Raw genomic sequence first — 18,115 nt, 5'->3', positions numbered from 1 at the left:
ATGAAGAAAAATATCATATTAATTGGGCATGGAAATTATGCAACAGGCATGAAAAGTTCGATAGATTTGATAGCTGGTATAAATAGTCATTTATTTGCTATAGATTTTACAGAAAATGATTCTGATATAACTTTAAAAGAAAAGATACACAATGTGATAAATGAGATTATTGATCAGCCAATATTATTTGTTTGCGATATCGCAGGAGGAACTCCATTTAAAGTGGCTGCCAGCATTGCTAATTTTAATGACAATATGGAGTTGGTAGCAGGATGCAATTTAAGCTCGTTGTTAGAAGCGATATTTCAAAATGACACATTGAGTTTGGATGAACTAGCTGAATTTATTGTTAATGCTAGTAAAAATTCAACAATTCGATTTAAAAAAATTGTAGTAAGTCAAGTGAAAAATGTTCAAGAAATAGAAGATGGAATTTGATTTAGGAATGTTTAGGAATGGGAGCAGGGAAATGGATATTTTAGAACCTCTGCTCCTAAATAACTTCATTAAATTTTGTGAAATTTCCAGTAAATTTTTATTTGGATACGTAAAAGATGCTAAATAAAATGATTTATAGTCATATTTTAATATATAAATTTGATGATTTTGATTGGAAGTGATTACATGCATCAAAAAAAATGTGTATTATTTGATGTTGATGGAACATTAGTAGACACTGAGAAAGTTACTATTGAAGCGTTAAAGATAACTATGAAAGAACTTTACAACAGAGATTACAGCAAGAATGAACTGAATTTTGCTGTAGGACTTCCTGGTAAGCATACTTTACACAAACTTGACATTGAGAATATTGATGCAACACTTAGAGTTTGGAATGAACAAATTCGAAAATTTATAAATGAAGTGAGGATATACCCTCAAATAGAAGAGACCCTTAATTCCTTAAAAAATAAAAATATTAAATTAGGAATTGTTACTTCAAGATATGATTTTGAAGTAAAAGAAGACATTATGCTGAATGAAATTTTACATCATTTTGATTTAATAGTGACATATGATGAAAGCTTAAGGCCAAAACCATATCCTGATCAATTGTTAAAAGCATTAAAAGAGCTTAATATAAATCCAGATGAAGCAGTATATGTTGGTGATACAAATTATGATTACGGATGTGCGAAAAGCTGTAATGTGGATTTTTTACTGGCTAATTGGGGAGAAGTCGATCGAAGAGATAATTTCGATGATAAAAATATAAAAATATGCAATAAACCATTAGATTTATTGAACTATATTATAGGGGGTTACATTAATGGCGTTAGTTAATACAGAAAAAATGCTAAATGACGCGAAATTAAATGGATATGCAGTAGGTGCGTTTAACATACACAACCTCGAAACATTAAAAGCTGTTGTAAAAGCTGCTTTTGAGATGAATTCACCGTTAATTTTACAGACAACACCAGGTACAATTAAGCATGCAGGAGAAGACTATATAGCAGCAATTGCAAAAGTGGCATCTGAGAAATATGACATACCAATAGCACTACATTTAGACCACGGAAATTCTTTTGACATTGTTGTAAGGTGCTTAAGGGCAGGTTACACTTCGATTATGTTTGATGGTTCAATGCTTCCTTACGAGCAAAATATTGCCACTACCAAAAAAGTAGTTGAAGTAGCTCATGCAGCAGGCGTTACTGTAGAAGCGGAACTTGGTAATATAGTAGGGGTAGAAGACGATATGTACGTAAATGAAGATGCAAATGCCTTTACAGATCCGAAAATGGCAGCAGATTTTGTGAAAAAGACGGGAGTTGACTCACTGGCGATAGCCATTGGTACGGCACATGGTCTATACAAAGGAGAAGTAAGACTAGATTTTGACAGATTAAAAGAAATAAGAAGTTTAATAGATATTCCGTTAGTATTACACGGTGCATCAGGTGTGCCTGATGATTTAGTAAGAAAGGCAATAGAGCTTGGTATAAACAAATTAAACATAGCTACAGAATTAAAGATACCTTTTGCAAATGCAATAAAAGAAGTCTTTAAAAATAATCCCAGTGAAAGTGATCCAAGGAAATACCTTGCACCTGGTGAGGAGAGTATAAAAGAAGTTGTAAAAGAGAAAATAAAGCTATTTGGCTGTGGTGGCAAAGCATGATATTGACGATTACATTAAATACAAGCGACATGCTAAAACATACATTTGGTGAAAATTATAGTTTATAGATTAGGAGGAATTAAAATGTTACTTAGGCTAAGCGAAGAAGAATTAAAAGAAAAGAAAGGTTATGCTACGGCAAAAGAAATAGAGCAGCAACCTCGAGTGTGGAGAGAACTTTATAATATCTTATTAAGACAAAAGAGTAAAATTGTTGAATTTTTACATCCAATATTGTCAAAAAAAGATTTAAGAATTATTTTAACTGGTGCAGGAACATCAGCTTTTGTTGGGGATAGTAGCGAAGGTTATTTAAGAAGAAAACTTAAGATGGATGTAGAGGCCATTGATACAACGGATATTGTTGCTGCACCTCAAAATTTCTTCTTTGAAGATAAACCAACTCTTCTTATATCTCATGGAAGATCTGGCGATAGTCCCGAAAGTTTAGCTACGATAGAACTTGCAGAAAAAATTATAAAGGATGTTTATTTTTTGAATATAACATGCAATAGAGATGGAAAAATGGCGAAAGGTACAATTGATAAGAAAAATTGTTTAAATGTTTTTATGCCAGAAGAATCTAATGATGACGGCTTTGCTATGACGAGCAGCTTCACATGTATGCTTTTGACTGACTTAATGCTACCACATATTGAAGAGATTGAGAATGAAAAAGATATATTTGAGAAGTTAGCAGATGAGGCTGAAAGAATAATAAATGAAGACTCCAAAATAATAGAGGAAATATCCAAAAATAACTATGACAGACTAATATACCTAGGTAGTGGAAGTTTGAAAGGATGTGCTAGCGAGGCTGCTCTAAAATCTTTGGAATTATCTCATGGCGATGTTAATACGAATTCAAACACACCATTGGGATTTAGGCATGGACCAAAATCTGCTATTAATGATACTACGTTAATAGGATTCTTTGTTTCAAACGATGTCTATACACAAAAATACGATTTGGATTTAATAAATGAGATAGTAAATGAACCGGGCAAGAGGAAATTAATGGCATTTTTACCAAGTCATATATCGATAAGGGGGATAAATTATGTATTTAGATTAAAAGAAGATTTTGAAACAGTGGATGAAGCATTTTTAACACCTTTATACATTATTTATGCACAGATGCTGGGATTTTATAAATCGTTAAATCTGAGTATAACACCTGACAACCCAAATCCAGAGGGACGAGTAAATAGGGTTGTGAAAGGTGTAACAATTTATAACTATAATTAAAAATTGACATAAACACCATCAAATACATCTAAGTATTTGATGGTGTTTTTAGATATTTACAACTACTAAATAAAAAATTAAAAAAGGATATTGACGAATCGGCATTTTTTATGTATACTAATACTTGTCACGGAAATTGGTCGTATAGCTCAGCTGGGAGAGCACCTGCCTTACAAGCAGGGGGTCATAGGTTCGAGCCCTATTGCGACCACTGTTATGGCCCAATAGCTCAGTTGGTTAGAGCGCCAGCCTGTCACGCTGGAGGTCGAGGGTTCGAGCCCCTTTTGGGTCGCCATAAATTTAAAAGCCTCGATAGCTCAGTCGGTAGAGCAAGGGACTGAAAATCCCTGTGTCAGTGGTTCGATTCCACTTCGAGGCACCATTAAGTTAAGCGGACATAGCTCAGTTGGTAGAGCATCACCTTGCCAAGGTGAGGGTCGCGAGTTCGAGTCTCGTTGTCCGCTCCAAAATTTGGCGGCATAGCCAAGTGGTAAGGCAGAGGTCTGCAAAACCTTTATCTCCAGTTCGAATCTGGATGCCGCCTCCATATTTAATCAAGCGATATCAAGCCTTTCATGGCTTTTATTTTTTTGCATTTTGTTTTTAAAAGCATATTTTGCTAACATATAAATAAACATATACAAATCTAAGAATTTATAAAACATTTAGTATTATGCAAATATTATCTCGCAACAAAATTAAATTATTTAAAATATTAATGAATTATTTATTGCATTTAAGCAGGATTTCGATGAAATACGTCGAATATAATACGTATAAGACAATAATGTTGTACATATAAATCGAGAGATCTTTGCATCGAATTCATTATTTAATAGTTGATGTAATTTTTTATATTTTAATAGTATTAAAATATTTTAATAAAAGTTAAAATGTTTTTCAATATTCAAACGTACTTATACTTTCTGTTAAATATTAATTGAAGATACAGCATTATAAAAAATCTCTAAAAACTTATTGAAATTTTCTATTACAACTTATTCAAGCAATCAAGGAAGATATTTTTCATATCACAAAAATTCCATTAAGGTTAGATAGTTTAGACAGAAAATTGCATAAATTAAAATTAATAATTCAATTCAAAATAGTATTGCAATTAGTCGAGGAAGGTATTATAATTTAGTTGAATTAAAAAATTTTAATAAATAGAATAAAAGTTTAATCAAAAGGAAAGGAGTGTTATTATGAACGATGAATCAAAGAAAAAGTTGACACTGGTGCCACTTATCTTGATGATTTTCACATCTGTTTTTGGTTTCAACAATATGCCAAGAGCATTTTATTTGATGGGATACAGCGCGATACCGTGGTACATTTTATCAGGAATAACATTTTTCTTGCCTTATGCTTTTATGATGGCGGAATTTGGCGCGGCTTTTAAAGAAGAAAGCGGCGGGATATACACGTGGATGGAAAGATCGGTTGGCCCTAAATACGCTTTTGTAGGTACTTTCATGTGGTATGCATCATATGTTGTATGGATGGTCAGCATTTGTTCAACGATTTTTATAAATATCTCAAATATAATTTTTGGAACTGATAGAACTTCTTCTCTTAGATTGTTTGGACTAAATTCTACTCAAGTTATTGGATTAATGGGAATATTGCTTATCATATTGATTACTTATGTAGCAAGTAAAGGTTTAAATTGGGTATCGAAAATTGCTTCAATCGGTGGAACATCAGTATTAGCTATAAACGTTATATTCTTACTTGGTTCAATTGTTGTATTGATAGCAAATGGAGGAAAATTAGCTGAACCCATTACATCTTTAAAATCGTTTATAGTTTCACCGAATCCGTCATATTTATCACCGATTGCAGTTTTGTCATTCATAGTATTTGCGATATTTGCGTATGGAGGAACAGAGGTAGTTGGCGGTGTCGTAGATCAAACGGAAAATGCAGAGAAGACATTTCCTAAAGGCGTATTGTTTTCAGCTATAATAATCGCAATCGGGTATTCTTTAGGAATATTCCTGGTTGGAATATTTACAAAGTGGAATAGTGTTTTAGCGTCTAACAATGTCAATATGGCAAATGCCCAGTATGTAATAATGAATAATTTTGGATATCAAATTGGATTAAGCTTAGGCGCAAGCAAAAGCACAGCAATAATCATTGGAAATTGGTCTGCTAGAATAGTAGCGCTATCTGTATTCTTATCATTAATGGGTGCATTCTTTACACTTAGCTATGCGCCATTAAGACAACTGATTGAAGGCACACCTGCTGAATTATGGCCTGGAAAGACAGCAGAAATAGATGATAAAGGTGTTCCGAAATATGCAATGTGGATACAATGTTTGTTAGTTGCTGTTATGTTGTTCCTCATATCATTTGGAGGAGACATAGCAAAAGTTTTCTTTGCTCGCATAGTGCTAATGACGAATGTAGCAATGACATTGCCGTATGTATTTTTGTGCTTAGCATATCCGTCATTTAAAAATAATAAAAAGATCAATAGACCGTTTGAAATCTTTAAAAGCAGAACATCTGTAATAATTGCGACTGTATTAACGTCAGTCACAGTAGGATTTGCAAATATTTTCACTATAATCGAACCAGCATTTTCAAAAGATATAGCTTCAACACTTTGGATGATTGCTGGACCATTGTTTTTCACAGTTGTAGCTTTACTAATGTTTAGAAGATACGAGAAAAGTAAGAATGTAGTGTATGCAAAAAATGAATTAAAAAATTAATTTAATAATTCATAAAAAGAACGAAATTATTGGTTGACAAAAATAACTTAAAGGGATAGAAGACTTCCTATCCCTTTAAGAAAAAATATTTAAGGATTTAGAAAATATGTCAATATATTAAAAATAAATGTAAGAAGGGGATTTTAATATGAATAAACGTTTGGGAAAATTACAAGATTTGCTAAGCCAATATGACTTAGATGGATATTATATATCAAAACCGGCAAATGTTACTTACATAACCGGCTTTACGGGAGACGATAGTGTTGCAATTGTAACAAAAGATAAAGCTTTTTTCCTTACAGATTCAAGATATACTGAACAGGCAAAAATTGAGACAGATGGTTTTCTAATAATAGATAATAATCGTGATATGTATAAAGCAGTAAGTGAATGCGTTAACTCATCGGGAATAAAAAAATTAGGTTTCGAAAGCGATTATATGACATATGAAATATATTCAATATTAAAGGAAACTTACAAAATTGAGCTAGAACCTTTAAATAATATAATAGAGTCATTTCGCTCAATAAAAGATGAAAAAGAAATTGAAAATATTAAACATGCTCAGAAGATAACAGAAAAAGCATTTGAACATATTTTGAGTGTTATAAAAGTAGGAATGAAGGAAATAGACATAGCTGCTGAAATGGAATACTACATGAGAAAAGAGGGAGCAGAAGGTACGTCTTTTGATACTATCGTTGCTTCAGGATTTAGATCTGCATTGCCACATGGTGAAGCATCGGAAAAAACAATAGAAAATGGAGAGTTTGTTACATTTGATTTTGGATGCAAATATAATGGATATTGTTCAGATATGACTAGAACAATAGTCATAGGAAAAGCGACAGAAGAACAAAAAAAGATATATAATATCGTGTTAAATGCGCAAAAATATGCTATAGAGAATTTAAAAGCAAATATAAAAGAAAATGAAGGAGATTATCTAGCACGAAGTATCATAGAAAATGAAGGATATGGTAAATATTTTGGACATTCATTAGGCCATGGTGTTGGACTTGAAATACACGAAGCTCCATTTATGGCTAAAAATAAAAATGGTATTTTAAAAATTAATATGGTAGTAACTGTTGAGCCAGGAATATATATACCAAATTTTGGAGGAGTCAGAATTGAAGATATGGTAGTTATAAAAGAAAATAATGTTTTAGATCTTACAAATTCACCGAAAGATTTAATTGAGATTTGATGTTGAAAAATTTGAATGACGAATTGCTACTTTGCTGGCACAAAAACTGCACTAAAAAATAATTATTGGGTAAAAACCAACATATTTTGAATGGGTTCAAAATCTTGACAATTACTATTTGACATTGAATGTTGAAGATAGGCAGTGAAAGATTATGATAGAGCTATTTAAAAAAGTTTACGAAACTTCAAATGCCTACAAAGTAGACATGCGCACAAAGTGTATATATTACATCTCTAAATAGAATATATGAAGCTATGGAAATGCGTAGTTAAGGTATAAATCTAATTAAAGAAGTAGGGTGAAAAGTTTGAGCAAAAAAGTTGCAATTGTATTTACAGGTGGAACTATTGCCATGGCGATGAGCAAAGATAAAAATTCTTTCGTTCCATCATTAACAGGTTATGAAATTATGAAATTGTTTAATAATCATTTTGATGATGTTGAAATAGAAATAGTTGATTTTGGGAATTACCCAAGTCCACATATTACAATTGACTTATTAAAAAAATTAAAGAGTGTAATTCTGAGTCTGTTAAACAGAAGTGATATATGTGGAGTTGTAGTAACACATGGTACTGACACTTTAGAAGAATCAGCGTATTTTTTGGATTTAACGGTGAATTCTTCTAAACCAGTTATTTTTACTGGTTCAATGAGAAATATTTCTGAAGATGAGTATGATGGGATAAATAACATAAAGGCATCAATTAGAGTTGCGATTGATGAAAAATCTATTGGCAAAGGCGTATTAGTTGTGTTTAATAATAAGATATTTGCTGCCAGTGAAGTTGTTAAGATTAGTACCAGCAGTTTGGATGCTTTTTGCAGTCCGATGTTAGGTCCTGTTGGAATTGTGGATACTGACAAAGTCATATTTTACAGAGACATAATGCCGCATGAAAAAATTTTAACTGATACAGTAGAAGAGAAAGTTAGCCTTGTAAAAACCGCAATTGGGATGGATGACAAATTAATAAAGTTTTGCGTCGACTCTGGAGATAAAGGAATAGTTATTGAAGGTACAGGAAGAGGTAATGTAACGCCTACTATGGTAGAAGGAATCAAATATGCAGTTGCCAATAATGTTATTGTTGTTATAGTTTCCCGGTGTCTTACTGGCCGTGTGCTTGATACTTATGGATATAAGGGTGGAGGTAAAGAGTTAGTATCAATAGGAGCTATTTTGGGTGAAAATCTCGATGGGCTTAAAGCAAGAATAAAATTAATGCTTAGCTTAGGATATTCAAGTAATTATGACGAAATTAAAAAAATGTTTCAATCTGCATATTAAGAGCATTGCAATGTTAATATACCTTTATGATGCTTGAGAGGAGAATTATTTATGCTTGATATAGGTGATGTTTTAAAAAATTCTAGCAATATTCTCTATAATATGCCTGTTTCAGATTTGATAGAGGAAGCTATAAAAAATAATGAAGGAAAATTATTAGAAAATGGCGCATTTGATGTCTATACAGGGAAATACACTGGAAGATCACCAAGAGATAAATACATTGTAGATGAAGAGTCTATTCATAATGATATTTGGTGGGCAAACAACAAATCTATGGAAAAAGAAAATTTTATCAAAATTTATAGCAAAGTCATTAATTATATAAGAAATAAAAAGCTATATGTTTTTAGAGGTTTTGTTGGTGCAGATCCACAATATAGATATCAACTTACAGTTATTAATGAATATGCTTATCAAAATGCATTTGTACATCAATTATTTATTAATCCTAAAAGTGAAAATGAACTAAAAAAAGAATCTGATTTTACAGTTATTTGCGTTCCTGATTTTTTAGCTGATCCAATTGTTGATGGAACAAATTCTGAAGCATTTATCATCATAAGTTTTGAAGAAAAAATGATTTTAATTGGTGGAACAAAATACTCTGGAGAAATAAAAAAATCCGTTTTCACAATGATGAATTATATGATGTTGAAAAGAAATGTACTACCTATGCATTGTGCAGCAAATGTAGGGCCAAATAATGATACAGCACTTTTTTTTGGATTGTCTGGAACTGGAAAGACAACTTTATCAACAGATCCAGAAAGGTATTTGATTGGTGACGATGAACATGGATGGTCTATGCGTGGAATTTTTAATTTTGAAGGTGGTTGCTATGCAAAATGTATAAATTTGTCCCCATATAGTGAACCTGAAATATGGAATGCGATCAAGTTTGGAACAATTTTAGAAAATGTAGTTTATGATACGAATAATGTGCCGGATTATATAAACAGTAAAATAACTGAAAATACGAGAGCTTCATATCCTCTTGAGTATATTCCCAGAAGATCTACAGATGGAATCGGCGGAAATCCTAAAATTATATTTTTCTTGACAGCCGATGCTTTTGGAGTATTACCTCCAATTGCTAAATTGACAAATGAACAAGCAGTTGACTATTTCTTATTAGGCTATACGAGTAAAATACCTGGAACAGAAAAGGAAGTTTCCGAGCCTCAAGCGACATTTTCACCATGTTTTGGAGCACCATTTTTGCCATCATTCCCCACGAAATATGCTGATTTATTGAAGAAAAAAATCACAGAAAATAATACATCAGTTTACCTGATAAATACTGGATGGATAGGTGGGCCTTATGGGATTGGTGAAAGAATAGATTTAAAATATACAAGAGAAATAATCAAAAATGTTTTAAATGGCAAATTAGAAAAGACAAAATTTAAAAAAGATATGGTATTTGATTTATTAATACCAGAAAATTGTGATAATGTCCCCAGCCAATTGCTAGATCCCTTAAAAACATGGGATGACAAGAAGAATTATTTGGAAAGTGCTAACAAATTATTATCTGTTTTTAAATTAAAATTAGATAATATTAAAAACGGTATTTAAGTTAGGGGAGATAAGAATATGATTTTATCTAAAAGTGCTATGGGAATAACACCTTCTGCAACACTTGAAATAACAGCTAAAGCAAATAAATTGAAATCACAAGGAATAGACGTTATTAGTTTTGGAGCTGGAGAACCGGATTTTCCTACTCCTCAATTTATAAAAGATGCTGCAGTGGATGCATTAAATAAGAATTATACGAAATATACTGCATCGTCAGGTATAATGGAATTAAAAGAGGCTATATGCAAAAAATTGCTACTAGACAATGGATTAGATTATGCAGTAGATCAAGTTGTCGTATCTAACGGAGCTAAGCATTCTATTTTCAATGCCATGCTTGCTATATTAAATCCGGGGGATGAAGTTATAATTCCATCACCATATTGGGTGAGTTATCCCGAAATGGTAAAGTTGATTAATTGCAAACCTATAATTGCAACTACAAAGATAGACAATGATTTCAAAATTTCTGCAGATGAATTTGAAAGTTTAATTACTGAAAGAACAAAATTATTAATTTTAAATAGTCCCAATAATCCTACAGGAGCAATTTATTCAAAAGAAGAGTTATCAGACATTGCAAGAATAGCTGTTGAAAATAATATATTTATAATTTCTGATGAAATATATGAAAAATTAATATATGAAGGAAAGCATGTAAGTATTGCATCTATAGATGAAAAAATTAAAGATTTAACAATAGTGATAAATGGTATGTCAAAAGCATATTCAATGACAGGGTGGAGAATTGGTTATAGTGCATCAAGCTTAGAAATAGCTAAGGTAATTAGCAATATACAGAGCCATACTACTTCTAATCCAAATACAATAGCACAATATGCCAGTATTGCTGCCTTAAAAGAAGGTCATGATTTTACAGATGAAATAAAAAAAGAATTTGATAAAAGGAGAAATTTAATTTTGTCATTGCTAGATAATATTAATGGGCTTAAATATATAACACCAAAAGGTGCTTTCTATGTATATGTCAACATAGATTATTACATTGGTAAATCTTATAAAAATGTTATTATAAATGATTCATTGGATATGGCTAAATATTTAATAGATGAAGCTAATGTGGCAATAATACCCGGACAACCTTTTGGAAATGACAATTATATTAGATTATCTTACGCAACTTCAGTTGAAAATATCAAAATTGGTCTTGAAAGAATAAAAAGTGCTTTAGAAAAGTTGGTTTAAGACGGCAAATATTCTATAATAAAGGAGCGATAAATTTTGAATAGCAAGAAAAAAATTGGTTTATGGTCATTAGTAATGTTAACTTTTGTACCAACGTTTGGATTTAATAATATTACGTCGAATGCTGTTGCATTAGGACCAGCTGCAATTCCATCTTGGCTTATTGTATCTCTATTATACTTTTTACCATTATCAATTATGATTGCAGAGTTAGCATCTGCAAATCAAGATAAAGAAGGTGGTATTTATACTTGGATAAATAGTTCGATAGGCCCCAATTGGGCATTTATAGGTACATGGTCTTATTTTGTTGCAAACCTTTTTTATCTTCAAATGGTTTTTGCAAGAATACCTGTTATGGTATCGTGGGCTTTATTTGGTGAAAACAGATTTACAAATCCAGCTATGCTTGTCTACCTGAGTCTAGTTTTAGTAATTGTTTTAACATATATAGCGACATTAGGTGTAAAGACGTTCTCAAAAATTAGTGATATTGGCGGAAAGCTGACCTTAGCAACAACTGTTATATTTATAGTATTTGCTATTGTTGGAGTAATAATTGGTAAAACTCCATCTGCAACTACTTTTACTGCCAAAACTATTATTCCTCAATTTAATGCATCATATTTTTCGACATTTTCATGGTTATTATTAGCTGTTGCAGGTTCAGAAGTAGCCGGTACTTATATTAAAGATGTAGATAATCCAAGAAAAACTTTTCCTAAAGGTGTCATTATAGCTACTATATTTATAGCTTTGGCGTATATTATTGGTTCACTTGCAGTTTGTTTTGTTGCATCACCGGAAGTACTTACAAAAGCAGGACTCAAGGATGCAGGATATATTGTATATAAAATTCTTGCGCATAATTGGGGATTAGGAAGTGGCAAAGTTGCTGTTCAAATATATGCACTTATCTATACAATAACTTCTATTGCAGCATATGTCGTTTGGATGGAATCACCACTTAGAGCTATGTTTTCAGAAGTTCCAGAGGACATATTCCCCAAATTTATAACTAAAAAACGTGAAGATGGAACTATGGTTAACGCATTATGGATTCAGTGTGCAGTTCTTATTGTACTTATCGCAGTTCCTCTTGTAGGACTAAAGGGAATAAATGATTTCTTTGTACTGCTTACTAACTTATCATCACTTTCATTAGTTATTCCTTACATTGTACTTGGAGCAGCATACCTGGCTTTCAGAATGAGAGGAAATCATGCTCCATTTGAGATGCTTAAGTCGAAATCAATAGTTATTATAGCTTCTGGAATAGTCCTTATTCTTGGGATATTTGCATTTTTTGGCGCTGGCTGGGGAGATTTTGTCGATGCTAAGAGCTTCAGTGAAGCAATAATACCTATATTAAAGGATTACGGTGGACCTGTTTTATTAATAATAGTAGGATTTATAATAACGCGTATTACATCAGCAATTACGCCTACGAAAATTAACAATTAATAATTTATATAGAAAAACATTCCAGTGTTATAATATAAGTATATCAGACTGCTGACAAACATAATTTAATAATAATGTCAGCGGTCTTATGATTTTACTTGCATAAAACCTTGTTGTAATGCCGTCTCTAAGCATTCATTTTGCAAAATGCCTTTCTAGCAAATTTTAATGTTTATATAAAGATCGCAATGTTTTTGAATATAACATTGAATGAATAAAAAATAAAATCAGATTTTCAAAAATCAAGAAGGAATTTTTTTTAATGTGTCGAATAATTCATAAAGTATTATAACAATTATAATTTTGCGTAAATCATATCCATAAAAAGGAGAGGAGGATAAGGAATAACACTTAAATAACAGTTGTTCCAATTGATATGAAAAAATTTCTACAAATTATTGTACTTTTGATTTTGGTTTTTATATCTACTTCACATGTTTACGCTGACACATACTACAATGGTTTTTTGTATACATATCAAAATAATAGCTATATGATGGTACCCGCCAGAGGTGTATTTCAGAGCATGGGGGCAGATGTAAAATGGGATGGTGATACACAAACAGTTAAAATCATAAAAGACAGCCTTCAAATCGTTATTAAGATTAACAGTACAAATGCAGTTGTCAACGGAGAAGGTAAAGATATGCCGGTGCCTGCTATAATAAAAGACGGTTCAACCTTTTTGCCGCTTCGGTTCTTGGCTGAATTGATTGGTGATAATCAAGTCAAATGGGATGATGATACGCAAATTGCTGCTATCCCTTTTAATAATTCACATATTTATGTTAAAGCGGTCGATTATAGCTTAGACGCCACAAGCTTTACTCAGAAAGTTGATGGCGTTGTTGTGACAGGTGTGAGAATACCTCACAACTCGCCATATAAACCTGCTGTTATTTTGGCGAATAATCAGATAGGTACTACGCAGAGCCTATATGACATGGCTAAATACTACAATGCAGATGTTGCAATAAACGGTACATTTTTTAATGCTTATGGTGGAGATCCAGTACCGTGGAATACTATAATCAAAGATGGCAAAGTTGTGCATGTAGTTAATGTAGGATCTGTCTTTGGTTTTACGGCTGACGGGCAGGTGAAGATGGATAAGCTGAGGATAAGTATTGTAGGTGGGACTAATGGCTCTTATAGCTGGCCAAATAATTGGTATGCTTATGGCTTCAATCATATACCTTCTACAAACTCGGTATATATATTTACATCTGAGTGGGGCAGTCACCTTGGCTTCAACTATGGAATAAATATTGTTGTAGAAAATGGTGTGGTCAAAGATATTGAAGAAAACCAGGATGTAAATATTCCTGCAGATGGATATGTCATAAATCTCAATGGCAGCGAGGAATACTTGGCTAAAGTATTCAATGTAGGAAAGACAGTTGAGTATAAAATCAACTTTACAAATGATGGTGGAAATCCAGTTGATTGGTCTGATGTCACTGAGGCTGTAGGAGCAGGTCCTACCCTCGTTAAAGATGGTGTGGTCAGTGTAGATCCTATAGGAGAGGGTTTTACAGAGGATAAAATCGTAAGCTTATCATACGCAAGAAGCGCTATTGGAGTAACGGCACAAGGCGACATTCTTCTTGTGACTACACCAGAGATTACGGTGTATCAGTTGGCACAGATAATGAAAGAATTAGGCGCATACGATGCAATGAATCTTGATGGCGGTGCTTCTTCTGGGCTTTATTTTAAAGGTGAGTATTTAACAAAGCCAGGTAGAGATTTAAGCAATGCACTTATATTCTACAAATAATGGTGTGATATAATATATTTAGTGACTGAATAAAAAACACGATAATATGAGGATGATGTGATAAATGGCTAAAAAGAACAACAACAATTTCATGCTTTATGTGCCTATTCATTCGAAAAAACTTATGTGGGAAGAGAATGATAACATAGTAAAGCTTTTGTTTAGGCACGATAAAATCGTTGAGTGGTTGGCGAGGCTTTTTATCAAAAGACCAAGGATAACGACGGTAGAGCTTGATGAAATTGGCAGCACCGTTTGGAAACTTATTGACGGCAAAAGAACTGTTTATGACATAGGCATTAAGCTTAAAGAAGTTTACGGCGATAAGGCTGAGCCTACATACGATAGACTAAACAGATATTTACGCTATTTGCATCAAAATGGATGGATTAGGTGGAGGATTCAATAATTTATTGTTTTTGTGACTGGCTTTCCAAAAGTTTCAGTATTTTTTCTTGATTTTCGATGATTTTATCTGCTTTTGTATGCAGGTCTTCTATTATTAGCTCTGCTTTTAAATTGACTTCGTAGTCATTTTGTGCTCTTAGCCTATCTTTTGCTTCTTGCCTGTTTTGGCTCATCATGATTATTGGAGCTTGTATTGCAGCAAGACAGGATAAAACCAAATTTAAGAGTATAAATGGATATGGATCAAAGTGCTTTATAAGAGCGACGCTGTTTATAACCATCCAAACGATAAGCAAAAAGCCAAACGTAAATATAAACGACCAGCTTCCAGCGTAGTCTGCCAATTTGTCTGCCATTCTATCGCCAAATGTCAGCGAATCTTTGTGCTCTTCATTGATATTTTTAGAGACTTTCTTGTCAATATATGAATGTATCAGTTTTTCTTTATTATCCATATTTGTGTTCACCTCTACTATATGTTTTTTAATACAGTGAGAAGCTTTGATGAAATTTAAGCTTCTCACTTTTTTAATAGCTATTTGTTTTTGAAGGCGGAAATATACGAAGCTAATATTGTATTTCCGGATGCGAAGTATGCGATTCTAATGGCTTCTTTTATTTCTTCGTCGCTTACTCCCATATTTCGCAGTTGATTTGATATGTTTTCTACTCCAAGGTTAGCGCCGTGAAGTGCATCAATAGCCAGTGCGATTAACAATTTCGTCTTTTGATCTAATGCACCTGGCCCCATTGCATACGAATAAACTTTCTCTATTGCAGATGCAAATTCAGGATCATTTTTATCAAGCGATGACAAAAATGGTGGTAATGGCATCTGAATCCCTCCTTGTATATTTTTACATATATATTATATCACCTTTAAAAATTAAATTTTAATATTAAGGCAAGATATATAAAAATTTTTCGCTTTGTGGTAAAATACTTTATATGTTAGATTTAAAAAATAGCTTCGGAGGGCAAAGGTGATGGAGAAATTATATGCAGTTGACGAAATAAAGAAATTTGTAGATAGTGAAGAAATGGCGTTATTGTATTTTTCAACAAATGATTGCGGTATATGCACTACATTGCTTCCAAAACTTGAAGCGATGCTCTTAAATTATGACAAGATATCCAATTGTCATGTTTCTATAGATGAATTGCCTGCTGCATCATCGGAGTTTTCGGTTTTTACTGTGCCTACAGTGCTTCTTTTTGCGGAAGGGAAAGAAGTCATAAGAGAGGCGAGATTTATAAGCATGGACATCTTAGAAGAGAAGATACAAAAGTATTATGATCTGTTTTTTTCATAAGTTACGATAGCTATTAATGTGAAAAATTTATTTTTAGTCGATAAAACGCTTCATTTTTGAAATTGCTGTGTATTGCCTAAAAGCCGTTTACGATGTAAAATATAAAATTGTTATGGGGCTTGAAATCACTGCTAAGAAAAATTACGAGTTAGATTGGAGATCGTATGAGTAATAAGAAACTGTTTAAGTCGGCAAGCATTGTTGCATTTATAACGATTTTAGGGAAATTTGCTGGGCTTTTGAAAAATACTGTACAGGGTAAGGTGTTTGGTACTACATGGGCTACTGATGCATACACTGTGTCTTTAAATATCCCTACAGTGCTTTACTCTATAATAGGTGTTGCTGTATCCACAGCTTTTATACCTCTTTTAAATGAGACATATGCTAAGCGCGGAAAAGATGAAATGTTTGATTTTGCCAACAATATCATGAATATTTTATTCCTGTTTTCATTTGCCATATTTATAATAGCGTGGATTTTTTCGCCTTACTTGGTAAGATTGATGGCATCGAATTTTACAGGTGAGAAATTTCAACTTGCAGTAAATTTGACAAAAATAAGCATTGTAAACATGCTGTTTTTAAGCATGTCGGCAGGCTTTACTGCTATCCTTCAGACGCTCAATGATTTTACTGCACCTGCTTTAAATGGGATTTTGATAGATATTCCGCCTATTGTGTTTATGCTGTTTTTTGCAAAGGATGGTGGCATTGTAGGCCTTACTATCTACACTACAGTCGCATTTGGACTTCAGGTAGTAAACCAGATACCATGGCTTATCAAAAACAAGTACAGGTACAGCCTAAAAGTTGATTTTAAAGATCCTCGCATAGTAAGGATGCTTAAGCTTATTAGTCCTGTCATTGTGGGATTATCTGTGAACCAGATAAACATAATCATAAATACGAGACTTGCATCAGGGTTGCCAAATGGGAACATCACCGCTTTTAGCTATGCCAGCTTATTGACAGGTGCTTTTTATGGCACATTTGCCACGTCGGTTGTGACAGTCATATTTCCTACTTTGTCAAGGGAAGGAAGTACTGGCGATTATAAAGGCATGAAATCTCACATGATAAAGGCTATAAACAATATCAATATGATCATGATTCCGGTTACTTTAGGCATCATGATTTTAAGGTACCACATAATAGATATATTGTTTAAACATGGCAGGTTTAATGATTACAGTGTTGAGATTACAGCTATTGCGCTTTTGTACCTTTCAATAGGAATGATTTTTTACGGCATAAGAGATGTGTTTAATGTATCATTTTACTCCACAAATGATACGAGGACGCCTATGATAAACAGTATTTTAGGCATAGCAGTAAATATATTGATAAGCATAATACTGGTAAAATATATAGGTATCGCTGGGCTTGCCATAGGTTCGTCTGCATCTGCTGCAATTTGCGCCATGTTGTTGATGAAGGATTTTAGGAAAAAGATGGGGTCTTTTGGCGGACGCGATGTTGTAATTACCGGTGGTAAATTGGTGCTATCTTCGCTTGTGATGGGCGCGGCGGTATTTTTAATGAATAATTTTCTTTCAAGATACATGGTTGGATTTAAGATGGAATTGTTGCTTACAAGTTTGATTGTCATTATCGGCGGTGCTATATACGTTGGTATGATGCTTCTTTTAAAAGTAAAAGAGTTCAAATACTTATTTGGCATTGTGGCAAACAGGATAATTAATTTCCAAAATTAATTAAAGCTCGGCTAAAAACCGAGCTTTTTGCATATA

General features: G+C 32.8%; 16 protein-coding genes and 5 tRNA genes. 19 read left to right on the top strand and 2 right to left on the bottom strand.

The window, feature by feature from the left end; translation table 11 throughout:
• From ACZ42G_RS10160 to ACZ42G_RS10080, 17 genes are all read left to right on the top strand, one after another.
• Entirely contained in the window at nucleotides 1-438 is a 438-nt protein-coding gene (locus tag ACZ42G_RS10160; RefSeq protein ID WP_464850340.1) for a PTS sugar transporter subunit IIA domain-containing protein, read from the top strand.
• A gap of 168 nt (nucleotides 439-606) precedes the next feature.
• Nucleotides 607-1,284: an HAD family hydrolase gene (locus ACZ42G_RS10155; RefSeq protein WP_464850339.1), complete on the top strand. Its 678-nt coding sequence runs from the start codon at nucleotides 607-609 to the stop codon at nucleotides 1,282-1,284.
• Complete coding sequence (fba, locus tag ACZ42G_RS10150) at nucleotides 1,271-2,125, top strand: class II fructose-1,6-bisphosphate aldolase (protein ID WP_464850338.1); 855 nt, start codon at nucleotides 1,271-1,273, stop codon at nucleotides 2,123-2,125. Before ACZ42G_RS10155 ends, fba begins: the two co-directional genes overlap by 14 nt.
• An 84-nt stretch (nucleotides 2,126-2,209) precedes the next feature.
• Entirely contained in the window at nucleotides 2,210-3,373 is a 1,164-nt protein-coding gene (locus ACZ42G_RS10145; protein WP_464850337.1) for an SIS domain-containing protein, read from the top strand.
• Between the two features lie 138 nt (nucleotides 3,374-3,511).
• Nucleotides 3,512-3,584, top strand: a tRNA-Val gene (locus ACZ42G_RS10140).
• 7 nt (nucleotides 3,585-3,591) lie between these two features.
• Nucleotides 3,592-3,668: transfer RNA gene (locus ACZ42G_RS10135), tRNA-Asp, on the top strand.
• 11 nt (nucleotides 3,669-3,679) lie between these two features.
• Nucleotides 3,680-3,755: transfer RNA gene (locus ACZ42G_RS10130), tRNA-Phe, on the top strand.
• Between the two features lie 9 nt (nucleotides 3,756-3,764).
• A tRNA-Gly gene (locus ACZ42G_RS10125) sits at nucleotides 3,765-3,840 on the top strand.
• Nucleotides 3,841-3,846: 6 nt separating this feature from the next.
• Nucleotides 3,847-3,920, top strand: a tRNA-Cys gene (locus ACZ42G_RS10120).
• A 658-nt stretch (nucleotides 3,921-4,578) separates the two neighbouring features.
• Entirely contained in the window at nucleotides 4,579-6,099 is a 1,521-nt protein-coding gene (gene yjeM / locus ACZ42G_RS10115) for a glutamate/gamma-aminobutyrate family transporter YjeM (RefSeq protein ID WP_464850336.1), read from the top strand.
• Between the two features lie 148 nt (nucleotides 6,100-6,247).
• The gene (locus ACZ42G_RS10110) at nucleotides 6,248-7,312 is read left to right on the top strand and encodes a M24 family metallopeptidase (protein WP_464850335.1); all 1,065 of its coding nucleotides are present in this window, start codon (nucleotides 6,248-6,250) and stop codon (nucleotides 7,310-7,312) included.
• A gap of 301 nt (nucleotides 7,313-7,613) precedes the next feature.
• Complete coding sequence (locus ACZ42G_RS10105; RefSeq protein ID WP_464850334.1) at nucleotides 7,614-8,606, top strand: asparaginase; 993 nt, start codon at nucleotides 7,614-7,616, stop codon at nucleotides 8,604-8,606.
• A gap of 51 nt (nucleotides 8,607-8,657) precedes the next feature.
• On the top strand, nucleotides 8,658-10,187 hold the full coding sequence (pckA, locus tag ACZ42G_RS10100; protein ID WP_464850333.1) for a phosphoenolpyruvate carboxykinase (ATP): 1,530 nt from the start codon (nucleotides 8,658-8,660) through the stop codon (nucleotides 10,185-10,187).
• An 18-nt stretch (nucleotides 10,188-10,205) separates the two neighbouring features.
• Nucleotides 10,206-11,396, top strand: coding sequence for a pyridoxal phosphate-dependent aminotransferase (locus ACZ42G_RS10095; RefSeq protein WP_464850332.1), 1,191 nt, complete (start codon nucleotides 10,206-10,208; stop codon nucleotides 11,394-11,396).
• 36 nt (nucleotides 11,397-11,432) lie between these two features.
• Nucleotides 11,433-12,860, top strand: coding sequence for an amino acid permease (locus ACZ42G_RS10090; protein ID WP_464850331.1), 1,428 nt, complete (start codon nucleotides 11,433-11,435; stop codon nucleotides 12,858-12,860).
• Between the two features lie 376 nt (nucleotides 12,861-13,236).
• A complete protein-coding gene (locus ACZ42G_RS10085) occupies nucleotides 13,237-14,640 on the top strand; it encodes a phosphodiester glycosidase family protein (RefSeq protein ID WP_464850330.1) in 1,404 nt (467 codons plus the stop codon).
• Nucleotides 14,641-14,704: 64 nt separating this feature from the next.
• The gene (locus tag ACZ42G_RS10080) at nucleotides 14,705-15,049 is read left to right on the top strand and encodes a PqqD family protein (protein WP_464850329.1); all 345 of its coding nucleotides are present in this window, start codon (nucleotides 14,705-14,707) and stop codon (nucleotides 15,047-15,049) included.
• Between the two features lies 1 nt (nucleotide 15,050).
• Here ACZ42G_RS10080 and ACZ42G_RS10075 read toward each other — a convergent pair whose 3' ends face one another.
• Nucleotides 15,051-15,503, bottom strand: coding sequence for a DUF1003 domain-containing protein (locus tag ACZ42G_RS10075; protein WP_464850328.1), 453 nt, complete (start codon nucleotides 15,501-15,503; stop codon nucleotides 15,051-15,053).
• An 80-nt stretch (nucleotides 15,504-15,583) separates the two neighbouring features.
• Nucleotides 15,584-15,883, bottom strand: coding sequence for a carboxymuconolactone decarboxylase family protein (locus tag ACZ42G_RS10070; RefSeq protein WP_045410569.1), 300 nt, complete (start codon nucleotides 15,881-15,883; stop codon nucleotides 15,584-15,586).
• A 151-nt stretch (nucleotides 15,884-16,034) separates the two neighbouring features.
• Between ACZ42G_RS10070 and ACZ42G_RS10065 the strand changes: the two genes are divergently transcribed.
• Both ACZ42G_RS10065 and murJ read left to right on the top strand, forming a co-directional pair.
• Nucleotides 16,035-16,361 (top strand): thioredoxin family protein, encoded by a 327-nt coding sequence (locus tag ACZ42G_RS10065; RefSeq protein ID WP_464850326.1) that lies wholly within the window; start codon nucleotides 16,035-16,037, stop codon nucleotides 16,359-16,361.
• Between the two features lie 164 nt (nucleotides 16,362-16,525).
• Nucleotides 16,526-18,079 (top strand): murein biosynthesis integral membrane protein MurJ, encoded by a 1,554-nt coding sequence (gene murJ, locus ACZ42G_RS10060; RefSeq protein ID WP_464850324.1) that lies wholly within the window; start codon nucleotides 16,526-16,528, stop codon nucleotides 18,077-18,079.
• Nucleotides 18,080-18,115 lie beyond the last annotated feature (36 nt).

The sequence above is a fragment of the Thermoanaerobacterium calidifontis genome, from assembly GCF_055381745.1.
Note: the sequence above shows the minus strand (reverse complement) of the source record. Positions and strands in the feature narration are given on the sequence as shown.

Coding starts and splice junctions, on each gene's coding strand:
- pckA (WP_464850333.1), top strand. CDS start 8,658: ATGCTTGATATAGGTGATGTTTTAAAAAATTCTAGCAATATTCTCTAT.
- ACZ42G_RS10095 (WP_464850332.1), top strand. CDS start 10,206: ATGATTTTATCTAAAAGTGCTATGGGAATAACACCTTCTGCAACACTT.
- ACZ42G_RS10065 (WP_464850326.1), top strand. CDS start 16,035: ATGGAGAAATTATATGCAGTTGACGAAATAAAGAAATTTGTAGATAGT.
- ACZ42G_RS10160 (WP_464850340.1), top strand. CDS start 1: ATGAAGAAAAATATCATATTAATTGGGCATGGAAATTATGCAACAGGC.
- ACZ42G_RS10110 (WP_464850335.1), top strand. CDS start 6,248: ATGAATAAACGTTTGGGAAAATTACAAGATTTGCTAAGCCAATATGAC.
- murJ (WP_464850324.1), top strand. CDS start 16,526: ATGAGTAATAAGAAACTGTTTAAGTCGGCAAGCATTGTTGCATTTATA.
- yjeM (WP_464850336.1), top strand. CDS start 4,579: ATGAACGATGAATCAAAGAAAAAGTTGACACTGGTGCCACTTATCTTG.
- ACZ42G_RS10070 (WP_045410569.1), bottom strand. CDS start 15,883: ATGCCATTACCACCATTTTTGTCATCGCTTGATAAAAATGATCCTGAA.
- fba (WP_464850338.1), top strand. CDS start 1,271: ATGGCGTTAGTTAATACAGAAAAAATGCTAAATGACGCGAAATTAAAT.
- ACZ42G_RS10085 (WP_464850330.1), top strand. CDS start 13,237: ATGAAAAAATTTCTACAAATTATTGTACTTTTGATTTTGGTTTTTATA.
- ACZ42G_RS10145 (WP_464850337.1), top strand. CDS start 2,210: ATGTTACTTAGGCTAAGCGAAGAAGAATTAAAAGAAAAGAAAGGTTAT.
- ACZ42G_RS10075 (WP_464850328.1), bottom strand. CDS start 15,503: ATGGATAATAAAGAAAAACTGATACATTCATATATTGACAAGAAAGTC.
- ACZ42G_RS10080 (WP_464850329.1), top strand. CDS start 14,705: ATGGCTAAAAAGAACAACAACAATTTCATGCTTTATGTGCCTATTCAT.